This window comes from Streptomyces sp. HSW2009 (assembly GCF_040240285.1).
Classification (GTDB): domain Bacteria; phylum Actinomycetota; class Actinomycetes; order Streptomycetales; family Streptomycetaceae; genus Streptomyces.
The window spans coordinates 1-16,403 of sequence record NZ_JBEHZD010000121.1 but is presented as its reverse complement, the minus strand read 5'-3'; the positions used below and the strand labels follow the sequence as shown (position 1 = coordinate 16,403).

General features: G+C 74.0%; 11 protein-coding genes and 1 pseudogene. 5 read left to right on the top strand and 7 right to left on the bottom strand.

What is annotated here, in order from left to right; all coding sequences use genetic code 11:
* Positions 1-154 precede the first annotated feature (154 nt).
* From AAHZ94_RS12170 to mce, 6 genes and pseudogenes are all read right to left on the bottom strand, one after another.
* Positions 155-1,531, bottom strand: coding sequence for an ATP-binding cassette domain-containing protein (locus AAHZ94_RS12170; RefSeq protein WP_349992849.1), 1,377 nt, complete (start codon positions 1,529-1,531; stop codon positions 155-157).
* A 276-nt stretch (positions 1,532-1,807) separates the two neighbouring features.
* Positions 1,808-2,578, bottom strand: coding sequence for an ABC transporter permease (locus tag AAHZ94_RS12165; protein WP_349992848.1), 771 nt, complete (start codon positions 2,576-2,578; stop codon positions 1,808-1,810).
* A gap of 242 nt (positions 2,579-2,820) precedes the next feature.
* Positions 2,821-3,798: pseudogene (locus tag AAHZ94_RS12160) on the bottom strand (ATP-binding cassette domain-containing protein); the annotation flags it as partial.
* Positions 3,799-4,079: 281 nt separating this feature from the next.
* A complete protein-coding gene (locus AAHZ94_RS12155) occupies positions 4,080-5,015 on the bottom strand; it encodes a coiled-coil domain-containing protein (RefSeq protein WP_349992847.1) in 936 nt (311 codons plus the stop codon).
* A 115-nt stretch (positions 5,016-5,130) separates the two neighbouring features.
* Positions 5,131-9,165, bottom strand: coding sequence for a polarized growth protein Scy (scy, locus tag AAHZ94_RS12150; protein WP_502964651.1), 4,035 nt, complete (start codon positions 9,163-9,165; stop codon positions 5,131-5,133).
* Between the two features lie 174 nt (positions 9,166-9,339).
* On the bottom strand, positions 9,340-9,780 hold the full coding sequence (gene mce / locus AAHZ94_RS12145; RefSeq protein WP_349992846.1) for a methylmalonyl-CoA epimerase: 441 nt from the start codon (positions 9,778-9,780) through the stop codon (positions 9,340-9,342).
* A gap of 141 nt (positions 9,781-9,921) precedes the next feature.
* Here mce and AAHZ94_RS12140 point away from each other — a divergent pair, with 141 nt between their 5' ends.
* The 3 genes from AAHZ94_RS12140 to AAHZ94_RS12130 all read left to right on the top strand — a co-directional run bounded on the left by AAHZ94_RS12140 (position 9,922) and on the right by AAHZ94_RS12130 (position 13,000).
* Positions 9,922-11,124 (top strand): acetyl-CoA C-acetyltransferase, encoded by a 1,203-nt coding sequence (locus AAHZ94_RS12140; RefSeq protein ID WP_349992845.1) that lies wholly within the window; start codon positions 9,922-9,924, stop codon positions 11,122-11,124.
* A 75-nt stretch (positions 11,125-11,199) separates the two neighbouring features.
* Positions 11,200-12,156, top strand: a complete 957-nt coding sequence (gene meaB / locus AAHZ94_RS12135; protein ID WP_349992844.1) for a methylmalonyl Co-A mutase-associated GTPase MeaB — start codon at positions 11,200-11,202, stop codon at positions 12,154-12,156.
* 667 nt (positions 12,157-12,823) lie between these two features.
* A complete protein-coding gene (locus AAHZ94_RS12130; protein WP_349992843.1) occupies positions 12,824-13,000 on the top strand; it encodes a hypothetical protein in 177 nt (58 codons plus the stop codon).
* 192 nt (positions 13,001-13,192) lie between these two features.
* Here AAHZ94_RS12130 and AAHZ94_RS12125 read toward each other — a convergent pair whose 3' ends face one another.
* A complete protein-coding gene (locus AAHZ94_RS12125) occupies positions 13,193-14,011 on the bottom strand; it encodes a PepSY domain-containing protein (protein WP_349992842.1) in 819 nt (272 codons plus the stop codon).
* 134 nt (positions 14,012-14,145) lie between these two features.
* Between AAHZ94_RS12125 and AAHZ94_RS12120 the strand changes: the two genes are divergently transcribed.
* Positions 14,146-14,808, top strand: coding sequence for a response regulator transcription factor (locus tag AAHZ94_RS12120; RefSeq protein ID WP_349992841.1), 663 nt, complete (start codon positions 14,146-14,148; stop codon positions 14,806-14,808).
* 58 nt (positions 14,809-14,866) lie between these two features.
* A partial coding sequence (locus AAHZ94_RS12115; RefSeq protein ID WP_502964652.1) for an ATP-binding protein occupies positions 14,867-16,403 on the top strand: 1,537 nt, incomplete at its 3' end.

Genomic DNA, 16,403 nt, shown 5'->3' with positions numbered 1-16,403 from the left:
GTGCCGGCCGGTGCTGCCGCGGCGGGCGCGGGCACTGCCGGCTGCTGGGCGCTCTGGCCGGTGGGCTGGCCGGCGGCCGGCGCCGTGGCGGGGGCAGCGGCGGGGGCCGCCCTGCCCGGGGGGGCCGGGGTGGTCTGCGGCTGCTGAGGGGTGGTCATCGGGCGTCCTCGCTGTCGCGCTCGGTCGGTTCGGCGGGGGCGGCGGGCTGCTGCGCCGCGGGGGCGGGGGCGTCGGCCGGCAGCGCACGCAACTGCGTGGTCCGCGGCGAACCACCGGCGGGCGCGGCGGGAACCCCCGCCACCGGCGCACCGGCCACGGGCCCACCGGCCACGGGCCCACCAGGCACCGGCCCACCAGGCACCGGACCACCGGCCACGGCTCCGACCGGCACCGGCGCACCGGGTACGGGCTGCCCCGGCACCGCGCCGACCGGCATCGGCTGGCCCGGCTGCGGGGCGTAGGGCTGCTGCTGGTACGGGTGCGGCTGGCCCGCCGCGTACGGGTGCTGCTGTCGCGGGTCGGCCGGCGCGGGCTGGCCCCAGCCCTGCGGGGCGCCGGGCTGCACCGGCGGGCCGGGCGCGAAGCCCTGCTGCTGGAGCCCGGCCCGCGGGTCCTGCGTCGACCGGTAGTCGACGGCGGCCTGCGTCATCCGCATGTACGCCTCTTCCAGCGACGCCTGGTGCGGGGCAAGCTCCCACAGCCGCACGTCCGCGTCGTGCGCGAGGTCGCTGATGCGCGGCAGCGCGAGGCCGGTGACGCGCAGCGCGCCGTCCTGCTCGGGCTGCACCTGCCCGCCCGCCTTGGCGAGCACGGCCACCAGCTTCTCGCGCTGCTGCGGCTCGGTGTCCGGCGTGCGCACCCGGGCGAAGTCGGCGGAGTTGGCCGAAATGAAGTCGGAGACGCTCATGTCGGCGAGCAACTGGCCGCGGCCGATCACGATGAGGTGGTCGGCGGTCAGCGCCATCTCGCTCATCAGGTGACTGGAGACGAAGACCGTACGGCCCTCGGCGGCGAGCTGTTTCATGAGGTTGCGGACCCAGAGGATGCCCTCGGGGTCGAGCCCGTTGACCGGCTCGTCGAAGAGCAGTACCTGCGGGTCGCCGAGCAGGGCCGCCGCGATGCCGAGCCGCTGGCCCATACCGAGCGAGAACCCGTTGGAGCGCTTTTTGGCCACGTCCTGGAGGCCGACGACCCCCAGTACCTCGTCCACCCGACGGGCCGGGATGCCGGAGAGCTGCGCGAGGCAGAGCAGGTGCTGGCGCGCGCTGCGCCCGCCGTGCACGGCCTTGGCGTCGAGGAGCGCACCGACCTGCCGCGGCGCGTTCGGCAACTGGCGGAACGCGTAGCCGCCCACCGTGACCTTGCCCGCAGTCGGCTTGTCGAGACCGAGGATCATGCGCATCGTCGTCGATTTGCCGGAGCCGTTGGGGCCCAGGAAACCGGTGACGGCGCCCGGCCGCACCTGGAAGGACAGGTTGTGCACGGCTGTCTTGGCGCCGTAGCGCTTCGTCAGGCCGACTGCCTCGATCAATGATCCGCCCTCGCGATCGGTCGGGGCGTCAGCCACCTGACGGCTCGCCCCCGTGAGGGTTAGGAGGATAACTGGCTGCTGACGGTTCCCTTCCACCAGCCACCGCGGTCTGCACTGGGGCGAAGTTTCCGCCTATGTCGACCCATGTCAGCTTTCGCGGACTGTCGTGATCACACGGAGCGGTCGTACGAGCCGGCGGCGTGAGGGCGCCCCGGCAGCGGACCGGAACCCAGCCCTCCGCCAGCCCCGCCCGGGCTGCCCTGCCGGAGCGCCCCCTCAGGCGTCCCGCTTCTTCAGGGACACGGCGCCGCCGATCAGGGCCGCGAGCACCCACAGGGCCATGATCGCCAGCCCGCCCCAGGGCCCGTACGGGGCGTCGTCGTCGGTCCTGACGACCTGCATGATCCGGGAACCGGCCTGGTCGGGCAGGTAGCGGCCGACCTTCTCGGTGGCCGGGACGTTGCCCAGGATGCTGGAGATCAGAAAGAAGAATGGCATCAGGATGCCGAGCGAGAGCATCGGACTGCGCAGCATCACGGTGACGCCCATGGCGAACATCGTGATCAGCGCCATGTACAGCGCGCTGCCAAGCACCGCCCGCAGCACCCCGGGATCGCCGAGCGCCGCCTTGTGCTCGCCGAGCATGGCCTGACCGGCGTAGAAGCTGGCGAAGCTGATCACCACGCCGACCGCGAGCGCCACCGCGGTGGCCACCGCCACCTTGCTGAACAGGAAGGTCAGCCGCTGCGGGACCGCCGCGAGCGAGGTACGGATCATGCCGGTGCTGTACTCGTTGGAGACCACGAGCACCCCGAAGACGATCAGCGCCAGTTGGCCGAGGCCGATGCCGGCGAAGCTGATCAGGGTCGGGTCGAACTCGATCTTGTCCTGGCGCGACATGTCGGCGTAGTCGTTCTTGCTGAGCGCGCTGAGCAGCATGCTCAGGGCCAGCGTCACCACCAGCGCGAGGATCATGGTCCACACGGTGGAGCGCACTGACTTGATCTTGGTCCATTCGGACCTGAGGACCTGCGTGGTGACCGTCATCGTCAGGACCCCTTCTTCCGCCGCCAGTCGGCGCCCCAGCCACCCTGTTCCCCGGGCCCCTGCTGGCCCGGTCCTTGCTGCCCCGGTCCCTGCTGCCCCGGCCCGGGGTGTCCGGTACCCGGCTGCCCGGGCCACGACCCGGGCGGTTGCCCCGGCCCCGGCTGACCGGGGGCGGGCTGGCCCGGCCCGGGCGGATACCCCTGCGCGGGCGACTGACCCTGCGGCGGGTACCCCTGCGGAGGCTGGCCGGCGACCGGACCCGGCGGCGCCGCACCCCCGTACGCCGTCGGGGCACCCGGATGCGCACCGGCCGGCCCCGAGTGCGCGTGGTACTCCACCGACTCGGCCGTGAGCTGCATGAACGCCTCTTCGAGCGAAGCCCGCTGCGGGCTCAACTCGTGCAGCACCACCTGGTGCCGCGCGGCCAACTCGCCCAGGTGCGCCGCATCGGCCCGGTCCACCTCCAACGCGCCGTCAGTCGCGACCAGCGCCGTGTACCCCGCCCCGGCCAGCGCCTCCCGCATCCGCTCGTGGTCGGGCGTGCGCACCCGTACGTAGGAGCGCGAGTTCTGCGCGATGAACTCCGCCATCGAGGTGTCGGCCATCAGCCGCCCCTGCCCGATCACCACCAAGTGGTCGGCGGTCAGGGCCATTTCACTCATCAGGTGGCTGGAGACGAAGACCGTACGGCCCTGCGACGCCAGGTTCTTCATCAGATGCCGAATCCAGTGGATGCCCTCCGGGTCGAGCCCGTTGACCGGCTCGTCGAACATCAGGATCTCCGGGTCGCCCAGCAGCGCGGCGGCTATCCCGAGCCGCTGTCCCATGCCGAGCGAGAACCCCTTGGAACGCTTCTTGGCGACCGAGGACAGCCCGACCGTGTCGAGCACCTCGCTCACCCGACTGGTGGGGATGCCGTTGCTCTGCGCCAGACAGAGCAGGTGGTTGTACGCGCTGCGCCCGCCGTGCACGGCCTTCGCGTCGAGCAGCGCACCGATGTGCTTGAGCGGATCGTTCAACTGCCGGTAGTGCTTGCCGTCGATGCGGACCTGCCCCGCCGTGGGATTGTCCAGGTCGAGCATCATGCGCATGGTCGTGGACTTGCCGGCCCCGTTGGGCCCCAGGAAGCCGGTGACGATCCCGGGGCGCACGGTGAACGTCAGCCCGTCGACGGCGAGCTTGTCGCCGTAGCGTTTCGTCAACCCCACAAGCTCGATCATGCAGGCCACGCTAAGGGCCCTGAGGCGTACACGCCACCCCGCAGCACACAGCGCCTCGTACCACATTCCGTGGTCCGAGGCGCTGTGTGCCTAGCGAAATAAGGTTGCGGCCCGTCGGTTACCTCTCGGCTACCGATCGATCCCATGGCAGACGACCAGTGGCAACCGACCGCCCGTGAGCGGTGCCACCCTCGTCGGCGCCGGCGACCCCACCGGTCGGCCGGTCACCCGGGAGCGCTACTGGGAACCGACCCGGGGTCGGCGCCCGCGGCCCGTCGCGGTCAGCGGCTCTGCTGCGCCGGCACGCCGCGCTGCACCGAGTCCTCCTCGGGGGCGCCGGCCGCGGCCACCGCGGCACCGGTGAGCGTCGCCAGCATCTCGCGGACGTTGGTGAGCTGGGCGTTGATGCTGTCGCGGCGGTTGGTGAGCGCCGCGAGCTCGCGCTCGGACTCGCTGCGCACCCGGTCGGCCTTGGCGTTGGCGTCCGCCACGATGTCCTCGGCCTGACGCTGCGCGGTCTCCACCGTCTGCCGGGCCCGCCGCTCCGCGTCCGTACGCAGCTTCTCCGCCTCAAGGCGGAGCTGCTCGGCGCGGTGCTCGATCTCGGCGAGCCGCTTCTCGGCCTTCGCCTGACGGGACGCCAGGTCGCGCTCGGACTGCTCGCGGCGCTTGGCCAGGTTGGTCTCGAAGTCGGCGGCGGCCTGGGCGGCCTTGGCGCGGGTCTCCTCGAAGAGGGAGTCCGCCTCCTCCCGCTTGGACTGGGCGTCCTTCTGCGCATCCGTGCGCAGTTGGCTCGCGTCGGACTTCGCCTTTTCGACGATCCGCGCACCCTCGTCCTCGGACTTCGCCTTGCGCTCGGCCGCGAACGTTTCGGCATCGTTGCGCACCTGCTGGGCGGCGGACTCGGCGAGCTCACGGTGCTGCTCGGCGGCGCGACGGGCCTCCTCACGCAGGTCCTTGGCCTCCTCCTCGGCGAGCCGGAGGATCTTCTCCACCCGCGCGCCGAGACCCGCGTACGACGGCTCGGAGTCGTTGACCTGGGCCTGTGCGTTCTGCGTTTCGAGGTGCAGCTCCTCGATGCGCTTTTCCAGGGAAGTGATGCGTGCCAGGGCGCTGTCTCGGTCGGCGACGAGCTTGCTGATGCGGTCGTCCACCTGACCGCGGTCGTATCCACGCCGCACGAGCTCGAAGCCGAAGGGGGAGGAAGTGTCGCTCATGGGGTTCCTGTCGAAAGAAGACCGGTGAGGTGATAGGGAGAATCCTAGGGGGGCGGACGGCGTGTCTTCGAGTCATTGCCCGTTTGATCTGGAGAATGACCCCTCATTTGAGTGGCTAGCCGTCAGACTGCTTGCCACTTGAACGAGTCGCGCCCGCGCCCGCCACTGATTTCGCGCCCCCGTTGTCCTTGCCGCTCCCGCCGCCGGCCGTCGGAGCCTCGAAGGATTCGAGTGCTTCCAACACGTCCTGGACCCGGGAGATCTCCGTGTTGATGTCCTTACGGCGACGTGCGAGGAGTTCCAGTTCCCGCTTGCCGTCGTCGACCGTTCGCTGGGCCTCCTCCGCCGCCTCCTTCCGCATGCGCTCGGCGTCGCGCACCGCCTCGGTCTTCTTCGCCTCGGCCTCCCGGATCAGCCCGTCGGCCTTCTTGACCGCGGCGATGCGCACCTTGCTCGCCTCGCCGCTCGCGTCGGACAACAGATCCTTGGACTTCGCCTCGGCCGCGGCCAGTTGCTCCTCGGCGGCCTTCACCAACTTGTCCGCCCGCTCGCCGGCCGACTTGAGCGCCTCGGCGGACTCCCGGCGCGCCCGGTCGTGCAACTTCTCGACCTCGCCCTCGACCCGGGTGCGCAACTCCTCGGCCCGCTCCCTTATGGCCGTCGCGTCGCCGCGCGCCTCGGTCAGCATCGTATTGGCGTCCGTACGCGCCTTCTCCACCCGCTGGTTGCCCTGGGCGGTGGCCTCGGCGACGATCCGGTCGGCCTCCTTGCGGGCCACGCCCACCATGGTGTCGGCGCGCTCCTCGGCCGCGGTGGCCGCCCGCAGCGCCTCCTCCTGGGCCCCGGCGATGAGCTGGTCGGCCTGCTTGGCGGCCTCCGCGCGACGGGTCGCCGCGGCGGCGCGCGCCTCGTCGACCGTGCGCTCCGCGTCGAGCTGCGCCTTGGCCAGCAGCCGCTCGGTCTCCTCCTGCGCCTTGGCCCTGATCTTGTCCGCGGTGACCCGGGTCCTGGTGGCGTGCTCCTGGGCGGCGGCGACCGCGGTGGCCGCCTCCGCGCGCACCCGCTCCGCCTCCTTGGCCGCCCCGGCCACCAGCCGGTCGGCCTGCTTGGCGGCCTCGGCCCGGCGCTGGTTGGCCGCCACCCTGGCCTCGTCCAGGGTGCGGTCGGCCTCCTGGCGGGCGGCGGCCATCGCGTCGGCGGCCTCCGCCCGTACCCGCTTGCTCTCCGTCGCCACCTCGGTCCGCAGCCGCTCGGCCTCGGTCGTGGCGTCGCCGATGAGCTTCTCGGACTCCTTCGTCGCCTCCGCGATGAGCCGGTCGGCCTGCTGCGCCGCGTCCGAACGCAGCCGGTTGGCGTCCGTACGGGCCTCGGCGCGCGAGCGTGCCGCGTCCTGCTCGGCCGCCGCAAGGGCGTCCGCCGCCTCGGTCCGCAGCCGCTGCCCCTTGGCCGTGGCGTCCGACACCAGCCGCTCGGCCTCGGTGCTCGCCTCGCCCACCAGCGTGTCCGCCTGCTGGGCGGCGGTGGCCCGCAGCCGCGCCGCCTCCTCGCGGGCGTCCGCGCGCATCCGCTCCGACTCGCCGATCGCCTCCGAGACCGTGCGCTCCGCCAACGACTTGGCGGCCTCGGTCTCCTCGCGCGCCTCACGGCGCACCCGCGACGCGTCGCTTGAGGCCCGCTCCCGCTCGGCGTACGCGTCGGCGCGGACCCGGTCCGCCTCCGCCTGGGCCTCCGTACGGGTGCGCTCGGCCGCGTGCTCGGCCGCCGACCGCAGCCCGGTGATCTCCTCCTCGGCCTGCTCCTGGAGCCCGGCGACCGTCTCCCGCACCTGCTGCGCGGTCTGCTCGGCGGTCGACACCAACTCCGTCGCCCGCTGCTCGGCCTCCTCTTGCAGCCGCTGCGCCTCGGCCTGCGCCTCCGCCACCCGGTGCCGGGCCGCGGCCAGCAACTCCTCGCTCTGCTCCTGGGCCCGCTCGCGCTCGCGCTGCGCCTCCCCGCGGGCGTCGGCGAGCAGCTCCTCCGCCTCCCGGCGGCGCCGCGGCGCCTCCTCCTGCGCCGCGGCCAGCGCCTCGGCGGCCTCGCCGGCCAGCCGCTCCGCAGCCGCCTTCGCCTCGCCGCGCACCCGGTCGGCGGCCTCCTGGGCCTCCGTCCGCAGCCGCTCCGCCTCGGCCGCAGCCTCGCTGCGCAGCCGTACCGCGACCGACTCGCCCTCGGCGCGGGCGGCGGACGCGTCCGCGGCGGCCTCCGTCCGCAGCCGCTGGGCCTCCGCCTCGGCCTGCTCCTGGAGGGCGCGCAGCCGCTCCGCGGCCTCCGTCCGCAGCCGCTCCGTCTCCTCGGCGGCCTCCCGGCGCAGCTTCTCGGCCTCGGCGCGCGCCTCGCGCAGCGCCTCCTCGGCCGCGTTGACCCGCTGTTCGGCCTCGCCGTGCAGCCTGGCCCACTCGGCCTCGGCCTCGGCCCGCCGCTCCGCGGTGGTGCGCTCGGTCTCCTCGCGCAGCCGCTGGGCGGCCTCCGCGGCCTCCGCCTTGATCTTGCCGGCGCCCTCCTCGGCGGCGGCCACCAGGTCCTCGGCCTCGCCGCGGGAACGCTCAAGGGCCTCCTCGGACTGCTTGCGCAGCGCCTGGGCCCGCTCGGTGGCCTCGGCCCGCACCCGCTCGCCCTCGGCGGTGGCGCTCGCCCGGCTCTCGGCCGCATCGGCCTTGGCCTTGGTCAGCAGCTCCTCGGCGGTCTTGGCCGCCTCCTCGATCTGCTGGAGCGCGTCCCGGCGGGCCTCGCCGCGGATCTTCTCGCCCTCGGCGACCGCGTCGGCCCGCCACTGCTCGGCCTCGCCGCGCAGCCGCCTGGCCTCCTCCTGGAGCTCGACCGTCTTGGCCCGGTACTCCTTGGTGTCGTCCTTGGCCGCGCCCTTGAGTTGCTCGGCCGTGTCGTGCGCGGCCTCCCGCAGCCGGTCGGCCTCGCGCTCGGCCTCGGTCCTGATCCGCTCCGCCTCGGTGGCGGCGGCCTTGGTGGTCGCCTTGGCGTCGTCGGCGGCCTTGCTCAGCACCTCTTCGGCCGTACGGGCCGCCTTCGCCAACTGGGCGGCCGACTCCTCGGCGGCCTCGGCCCGCGCCTTCTCCTGCGCCTCGGCGACCATCCGCTCGGTGTCGGACCTGGCGTCGTCCCGCACCTGTTCGGCCTCGGCGCGCAGCGCCTCGGCCTCCTTGGTGGCCTCGCCGACCAGCCGCGCGATCTCCGCCTTGGCCGTACGGGTGCGCTGCTCGCCGGCGGACTCGGCGGCCGAGAGCTGCGCCGTCGCGGCCTCCTTGGCCTCGCTGACCAGCTTCTCGGCCTCGGCGCGCGCCTCGCGCAGCGCCGTGTCGGCCTCCTGCATGCGCTGCTCGGCGCCCCGGGTCAGCTCACCGGCCTGCCGGCGGGCCTCCTCGGATTCGGTCGCGGTGGAGGTGCGCAGTTGCTCGGCGTGGTCGGTCGCCTCCTGCGCCTGCGTGGACGCGGCGTTCAGCAGCCGCTCGGCGTCGGTACGGGCCCGCCGCAGGATCGCTTCCGCTTCCGAGCGGGCGCTCTCGCTCTCCGCGGCCAGCCGCTCCCTGGCCTGCTCGGCCAGCCGCTGGGCCTCGGCCCTGGCACTGCTCAGCGACTGCTCGGCCTCGGCCCGCGACTCGTCCAGCAGCCGCCTGGCCTGCGCCTCGCTACGGGCCCTGAGCTGCTCGGCCCAGGCCACGTTCTCGTTGACGTGCGACTCGACGGTCGCCCGGCGCTCCGCCAACTCCTCGTCCAGGCGCTGGCGGCGGGCGACCGCCTCGGCGTGCAACTCGGCCTCAAGGCGCGACTGCCGCTCCGCCTGCTCCTGGAGCAGCCGCTGCGTCTGCGCCCGTACGTCGCGCAGCTCGCGCTCGGCGTCCGCGCGGAGCTGGTCCGCCTGCGCCTGCGCGTTCCGCAGCATCTGCTCGGCCTGGTAGCCGACGTTGGCCGAGTCGTACGCGGGACGGGACGCGATGGTGCGGCGCGCCTCGTGCAGCTTGGCGCGCAGGACTTCGACCTGGTAGCCGAGGTCGTCGGCGTGCTGGACGGCCTTCTCCCGCTCGGTCTTCAGCCGTTCCATCTCGGCTTCGAACTGCGAAAGGTGGTCGTCAGGCTCGTAGCGGTCGTAGCCCCGCACTGCGCGGTCCCATCCGTCCCCTGGTCGCGTCGGCGGCCTGCCCCGCCCCGATGCCGGGGTGCACGGAGCTGGCCCTTCCGAAGAAATGGTGTCAGATCATCGGCGTAGCTTGGGCCGAGCCCCCAACCCGCGCCCCGGCCGAGCTTGCACTCTACCGGCCGGGGGAGGGGTGAGTCAGTGTTCGGTCTGGTCGGGGGAGGCGGAGGTGACCAGTTCGGTGAGCACGCCGTGGCAGTCCTTGGGGTGCAGGAAGGTGATCCGCGAGTCCATCGAGCCGCGCCGGGGCTGCTCGTACAGGACCCGTACGCCCTTGTCGCGGATGGCCGCGGCGTCCCCGTCCACGTCAGCGGTGCCGAAGGCGATGTGGTGCACGCCCTCGCCGTTCTTGGCCATCCACTTGCCGACCGCCGAGTCCTCCCGGATCGGTTCGAGCAACTGGAGGTAGGAGGCGCCGCCGTCGGAGGTCTCGTTGATCTTGAGCATCGCCTCGCGCACCCCCTGCTCCTCGTTGACCTCGGAGTGGAACACCTCGAAGCCGTAGGTGGCACGGTAGAACTCGACGGTCTTGTCGAGGTCGAAGCAGGCGATCCCAATGTGGTCGATTCTCGTCAGCATGCCCCCAGTGCACCGCTGGCACGGCCGGTCACGCAACGTGCGCGCGATCACATCCTCGGGCCGGTGACCTGTCGCGCACCCCTCAGTACATTGACGGATAACCCTCGTTAACATCCCTGACGCTTCCGAAGGGGCCGCACCATGACTGGTACGACCGGCACTACCTCTGTGATCGTGGCGGGCGCCCGTACGCCCATGGGCCGGCTGCTCGGCTCGCTGCGCAGCTTCTCCGGAGCCGACCTCGGCGGGTTCGCCATCAAGGCCGCGCTCGACCGCGCCGGCATCGGCGGTGACCAGGTGCAATACGTGATCATGGGACAGGTGTTGCAGGCCGGCGCCGGGCAGATCCCGGCCCGCCAGGCGGCCGTCAAGGCCGGCATTCCGATGAGCGTGCCGGCGCTGACCGTCAACAAGGTCTGCCTCTCCGGCCTCGACGCCATCGCCCTGGCCGACCAGCTCATCCGCGCCGGCGAGTTCGACATCGTCGTCGCCGGCGGCCAGGAATCGATGACCAACGCGCCGCACCTGCTGCCCGGCTCCCGCGAGGGATTCAAGTACGGGGCCGTTCACATGCTGGACTCCATGGCGCACGACGGGTTGACCGACGCCTACGAGAACATCCCCATGGGCGAGTCCACCGAGAAGCACAACAGCCGCCTCGGCATCGGCCGCGCCGCCCAGGACGAGATCGCCGCCCTCTCCCACCAGCGGGCCGCAGCCGCGCAGAAGAACGGCCTGTTCGAGGCCGAGATCACGCCGGTGGAAATCCCGCAGCGCAAGGGCGAGCCGGTCGTCTTCAGCCAGGACGAGGGCATCCGCGCCGACACCACCGCGGAGGGCCTGGCCAAACTGCGCCCGGCGTTCACCAAGGACGGCACGATCACCGCCGGCACCTCGTCGCAGATCTCCGACGGCGCCGCAGCCGTGGTCGTCATGAGCCGTGCCAAGGCCGAGGAACTGGGCCTGGAGTGGATCGCCGAGATCGGCGCGCACGGCAACGTCGCGGGCCCGGACAACGCGCTCCAGTCGCAGCCCTCCAACGCGATCAACCACGCGCTCGGCAAGGAAGGTCTCGACGTCGCCGACCTCGATCTGATCGAGATCAACGAGGCGTTCGCGGCCGTTGCCTTCCAGTCAATGAAGGACCTCGGCGTATCCGCGGAAAAGGTGAACGTCAACGGCGGCGCCATCGCGCTCGGCCACCCCATCGGCATGTCGGGCGCCCGGCTGGTGCTGCACCTGGCCCTTGAGCTCAAGCGGCGCGGCGGCGGCGGCGGCGCGGCGGCGCTGTGCGGCGGCGGCGGTCAGGGCGACGCGCTGATCGTGCGGGTGCCCAAGAAGTAGCCGGCCCGCCCGCCCCGCCACCGGCCCGAGCGGCCGGCCGGCCCGTACGAGCAGAAGCAGAAGGAGAGCGGCACGATGGTGGACGTCCCCGGCCTGGTCGAGCAGGCGAGGCAGGGCAAGCCGCGCGCGGTGGCCCGGCTGATCTCGCTGGTGGAGGGGGCGTCCCCGCAGCTCCGCGCGGTGATGGCGGCGCTGGCGCCGTTGACCGGCCGGGCGTACGTGGTGGGGCTGACCGGCTCGCCGGGCGTCGGCAAGTCCACTTCCACCTCGGCGCTGATCACCGCGTACCGCAAGATCGGCAAGCGGGTCGGGGTGCTGGCCGTCGACCCCTCGTCGCCGTTCTCCGGCGGCGCGCTGCTCGGGGACCGGGTGCGGATGGGCGACCACGCGTCCGACCCCGGCGTCTACATCCGCTCCATGGCCACCCGCGGCCACCTCGGCGGCCTGGCCTGGTCCGCGCCGCAGGCCATCCGGGGGCTGGCCGCGGCCGGCTGTGACGTGGTGCTGGTGGAGACGGTGGGCGTGGGCCAGTCGGAGGTGGAGATCGCCTCGCAGGCCGACACCAGCGTGGTGCTGCTCGCGCCCGGCATGGGCGACGGCATCCAGGCGGCGAAGGCCGGCATCCTGGAGATCGGCGACGTGTACGTGGTCAACAAGGCCGACCGGGACGGCGCGGACGCCACCGCCCGCGAGCTCAACCACATGCTCGGCCTCGGCGAGGCGCGGGCGGCCGGCGACTGGCGGCCCCCGATCGTGAAGACCGTCGCGGCCCGGGCGCAGGGCGTGGACGAGGTCGTGGAGGCGCTGGAGAAGCACCGGGCGTGGATGGAGGAGCACGGCGTGCTCGCCGAACGCCGCCGTGAGCGGGCCGCCCGCGAGGTCGAGACGATCGCGGTGACGGCGCTGCGCGAGCGGATCGGCGACCTCAGCGGCGACCGCAGGCTCAGCGCCCTGGCCGAGCGCATCGTGGCCGGCACCCTCGACCCGTACGCGGCGGCGGACGAATTGGTGGCCGGCCTCACGGAGGGCTGAGCCGGGCTCGGGCTGAGCCGGCGCCGGCCGACGGCCGGGCTGAGTTTGGGCCGGGGCCGGCGGCGGAGCCGGGCCGAGGCTGGCGGCGGTCCGCGGCGGGGCGCGGTGCGCGCGGCCGTAGTGCGCGCCGCACCGGGGGGCGCTGGCTTGCCATCGCACTGCGGTTGGGGGCGCCTGACGGCCCCCGCGCCCCGTAGCCGGGCGCCGAGCGCCTGCGGCTGCTGGGGTTTGCTCGGGCGACGACCGGGGTCGACCGGGCGCCGGCCGGAGCGGCCGAGGTCCGTCGGCGGCCGGGCCGACTGCCGGCCGCAGCCATCGACGGCCGGCAGCGCGGTTGTGGGGTGTGCGGTGTGGGCCGTGCGGTCTGTGGGTGGGGTGGTGGGCGTGCGCGGTGCGGACGCAGTCCGCCAGCCGGTCGCGCGTGGTCAGAGCCCGGTGGCCGGAGCCGCTGACCGCGCATGCCGGGGGAGTACGCCGCGTACGTGCACGCCCCGCGGTCGTCCGCCGCGCAGTGCATGCGCCTGAGGCCCTGCCTCCGGGGGGCGTGCGCGTGCGGACGTACGGGTACGGGGCACGGCCCCGCACCCCACAGACCTACGCCGCGTACCCGTGGGCCCCTGGCCGGGGCGCCGGCGGCCGTACGCCAGCGGACGTACGGGCACGGGCCATGCCCCGCACCCCACAGACGTACGCCCGCGGGGGGGCCCCCCCCCGCCGGGGGCGCCGCGCGGCCCCCCCCCGCGCCCGCCCCCCCCCCCCCCCCCCCCCCCCCCCCCCCCGGCCCCCGGGCGGGGCGCCCCCCCCCCCGCGGCGGCCCGCCGCGGGCCAGCCCGATCGTCGGTGACCAGCGGCCAGCCGAGCCGCCCACCGGCCCGAGCACCGTCGGCCACGCGGCCAGCCAGCCGAGCCGCCAACCAGCTCAACCGTCGCCCGCCAGCCGCCCCCACCATCAGCCACCCCACCCACCCGCGGCCACCCGCCGCCGGTCCTCCTCGCGGCCCTCGCGGCCCTCGCCGGGCGGAGCCGCGGAGCGGCGTCAGTCGTCGTCGTGGTCGTCGTCCGCGTGCCACGTCACCTTGCCTGACGACAGGTCCACCCTGAGCTCGCGGTCCTTGCCGTCCTTGCCGAGGACGTCCACGTCCCAGCCGGTGGGCAGGCCGTCGTCCAGGTCCACCGAGATCACCACGCCCTGCGTGGTCCGCAGGGCCTCGCGGATCGCGTCGGTCGCGGAGACCGTGGTCGCCTTCAGGGCGCGCTTCAGTTCGGCGGCGTCGTCCTCGTGGGCGCGGTGGTCCCGCAGCACCTTTCCGTTGCCGGCGTCCAGCTCCAGGTCGTACCAGTGGCCGTCCCTGCCGAGCACGTCCACGTCCCACACCGCGCGGCCGGCCTCCGCGTCCAGGTCGATCGAGACCACGGTGCCGGGCCTGGCCCGCAGCGCCGCGTCGATCGCCGCACCCACCGAGAGCGTGGCGCCGCGCAGCGTCCGGTCCTCGGCGTCGTCGCCGCGGTCGCCCTGGTCCCTGCGGTCGTCGTCCCGGTCGTCGTCCCAGCCGTCGGTGTCGCCGCGCCACCGCTTCAGGTCATCGGCCAGGCCGTCGGTGTCGCCGCGCTCGGGCCGGTCGTCGCCGGCGTCATCCGCCGCGCGGTCCTCGCCCCCACCCCTGACCTCGGCCTTCGCCTCGTCCTTCGAGCCGTCCGCGGCTGCGTCATCGCCCACCCGGCCGGCCCGGTCGTCGGTGACCCGGGTGCCCGAGGTGCCGCTGTCGCCGCCGTCGGTGAAGGCCACGGCCGACGCCGTACCGCCGCCGATGAGGACCGCAGCGGCGATGCTGGCGATCGCGATCTTGCGCTTCATGAGGTTTCCTCCCAGGTGCCACCCGTGCCGGTGCCGGCCCGGCGCTTGACGTCACCCACGCTCGCGCAGCGACGCTGAAGGGAAGCTGAAGACGGCTGAAGGACTCTTCAGCTTCGGTTTGCGAGGCTGTGCGCATGCGCCTGTTGATCGTGGAGGACGAGAGGCGGCTCGCCCTGTCGCTGGCCAAGGGGCTGGCGGCGGAGGGGTTCGCCGTGGACGTGGTGCACGACGGGACCAGCGGACTGCACCGGGCCGGCGAGGGCGCGTACGACCTGGTCGTGCTCGACATCATGCTGCCCGGCATGAACGGCTACGCGGTCTGCGCCGCGCTGCGCGCCGCCGGCAACGAGGTGCCGATCCTGATGCTCACCGCCAAGGACGGCGAGTACGACGAGGCCGAGGGGCTCGACACCGGCGCCGACGACTACCTGACGAAGCCGTTCTCGTACGTGGTGCTGCTGGCCCGGGTGCGGGCGCTGCTGCGCCGGCGCGGCCCCGGCGCCTCGCCGGTGCTGCGGGTGGGCGCGCTGTCGGTGGACCGCGGCACCCGGCGGGTGTCCCGGTCCGGCGTCGACGTCACGCTGACCGCCCGGGAGTTCTCCGTGCTCGAACAACTCGCGCTGCGCGCCGGCGAGGTGGTCTCCAAGGCGGACGTCCTGGAGCACGTGTGGGACTTCGCGTACGAGGGCGACCCGAACATCGTCGAGGTCTACGTCAGCGCCCTGCGCCGCAAACTGGGCCCCGACCTGATCGAGACGGTGCGCGGCGCCGGATACCGGCTGGTGGACCGTGGCTAGCGCGCTGCGGCTGGCGCTCGGTTCGGTACGGGCCAGGGCCGCGGTCGGGGCCACCGTGGTGGTCGCGCTGGCGCTGGTGCTGGCCGGCCTCGCGGTGCTCGCCGTACTCCGCGACGACCTGCGCGAGCAGGCCGACCTCCAGGCCGACCTGCGGGCCCGACAGGTCGCCGCGCGCCTAGCGACCGGCGCCGGGCTGGAACTCGACGAGGACCCGCCGGTGCAGGTGGTGGACGAGGACGGGCGGGTACGGGCGGTCAGCGAGGACCTCACCCGGATCACCGGGACCGGCCAGGGGAGCGTCGAGGTCGCCGCGCCGCTGCCGCGCCGCACCACACCGCCCGACCGGGACGGCACGGCCGAGGACCCGACGGGCGAGGGTCGTGCCGACACCCATGAGGACAGCCGTGAGGAGGGGCGGGACGAAGACCGCGACGACGGCCGGGACGACGGCCGGGACGACGACGCTGACGGTGTCGGCGACGCTGCCCGCGAGGCCGCCGAAGAGGCCATCGAGCGGGCCGCCAAGGAGGCGGCCGAGGCCATCGAACGAGGCGATGACCTGCCCAGGCTGTGGCCGGGACAGGGCGAGATCGACGACGAGACCGCGCACCACCAGGGCTCGGCCACGGTGGACGGCGAGCGCCGCGACTACCGGTTCGCCGCCGTGCGCGTCACCACCCCGGACGACGAGTCGCTGACCGTGTACGCCGGCGCCCCGCTGGACACCGAGCGGGACGCGGTCGGCACCGTACGGCGGGCGATGCTGATCGGGCTGCCGGTGCTGCTCGTCGTGGTGGCGACGGTGACCTGGCTGGTGACCCGGCGCGCGCTGCGCCCGGTGGAGGACATCCGGCGCGAGATGGCGGCCATCACGGCGAGCACCGACCTGTCCCGGCGGGTGCCCGAGCCGCAGGCCAGGGACGAGGTGGCGCGGCTCGCGGTGACCACCAACGAGACGTTGGCCGCACTGGAGGGCGCCGTCGAGCGCCAGCGCCGCTTCGTCGCCGACGCCTCGCACGAGCTCCGCAGCCCCATCGCCAGCCTGCGCACCCAACTCGAAGTGGGCGTCGCGCACCCCGAACTCCTGGACCCCGAAGGCACCGTCGCCGACGTGGTGCGGCTCCAGCACCTCGCCGCCGACCTGCTGCTGCTCGCCCGGCTCGACGCGGGCGAACGGCCCGCACCCGCCCTCCTGCCGCTGGCCCCGCTGATCCGCGCGGAGTTGGCGCAGCGCACCGGCGACCGGATCGCGGTAGGCGCCGGCGAACTGGCCGACGTCCAGATCAGCGGCTCGCGTTCGCAACTGGCCAGGGTGCTCGGCAATCTGCTGGACAACGCGCAGCGGCACGCGGCGCACACGGTCGCGGTGACGCTGCGGCGGGAGGGCGCGGAGCGGGCCGGGGCGGGTGTGGCCGGGGCCGTCGGTGGGGTGCTCGGCGCGGCCGTCGGCCCGGCGCCGGGTTCTCCCGCCGCCCCTGCCGGTTGGGCCGTGCTGACCGTCACCGACGACGGGGCCGGCGTACCGGAGGCGGAGCGGGAGCGGATCTTCGAGCGGTTCGTACGGCTGGACGACGCGCGCAGCCGCGACGACGGGG

What these genes read in the sequence shown, in the direction of transcription:
- meaB (WP_349992844.1), top strand. Translation starts at nt 11,200, where the DNA reads ATGGTGGACGTCCCCGGCCTGGTCGAGCAGGCGAGGCAGGGCAAGCCG.
- AAHZ94_RS12120 (WP_349992841.1), top strand. Translation starts at nt 14,146, where the DNA reads ATGCGCCTGTTGATCGTGGAGGACGAGAGGCGGCTCGCCCTGTCGCTG.
- AAHZ94_RS12140 (WP_349992845.1), top strand. Translation starts at nt 9,922, where the DNA reads ATGACTGGTACGACCGGCACTACCTCTGTGATCGTGGCGGGCGCCCGT.
- AAHZ94_RS12155 (WP_349992847.1), bottom strand. Translation starts at nt 5,015, where the DNA reads ATGAGCGACACTTCCTCCCCCTTCGGCTTCGAGCTCGTGCGGCGTGGA.
- mce (WP_349992846.1), bottom strand. Translation starts at nt 9,780, where the DNA reads ATGCTGACGAGAATCGACCACATTGGGATCGCCTGCTTCGACCTCGAC.
- AAHZ94_RS12125 (WP_349992842.1), bottom strand. Translation starts at nt 14,011, where the DNA reads ATGAAGCGCAAGATCGCGATCGCCAGCATCGCCGCTGCGGTCCTCATC.
- AAHZ94_RS12130 (WP_349992843.1), top strand. Translation starts at nt 12,824, where the DNA reads ATGCCCCGCACCCCACAGACGTACGCCCGCGGGGGGGCCCCCCCCCGC.
- AAHZ94_RS12165 (WP_349992848.1), bottom strand. Translation starts at nt 2,578, where the DNA reads ATGACGGTCACCACGCAGGTCCTCAGGTCCGAATGGACCAAGATCAAG.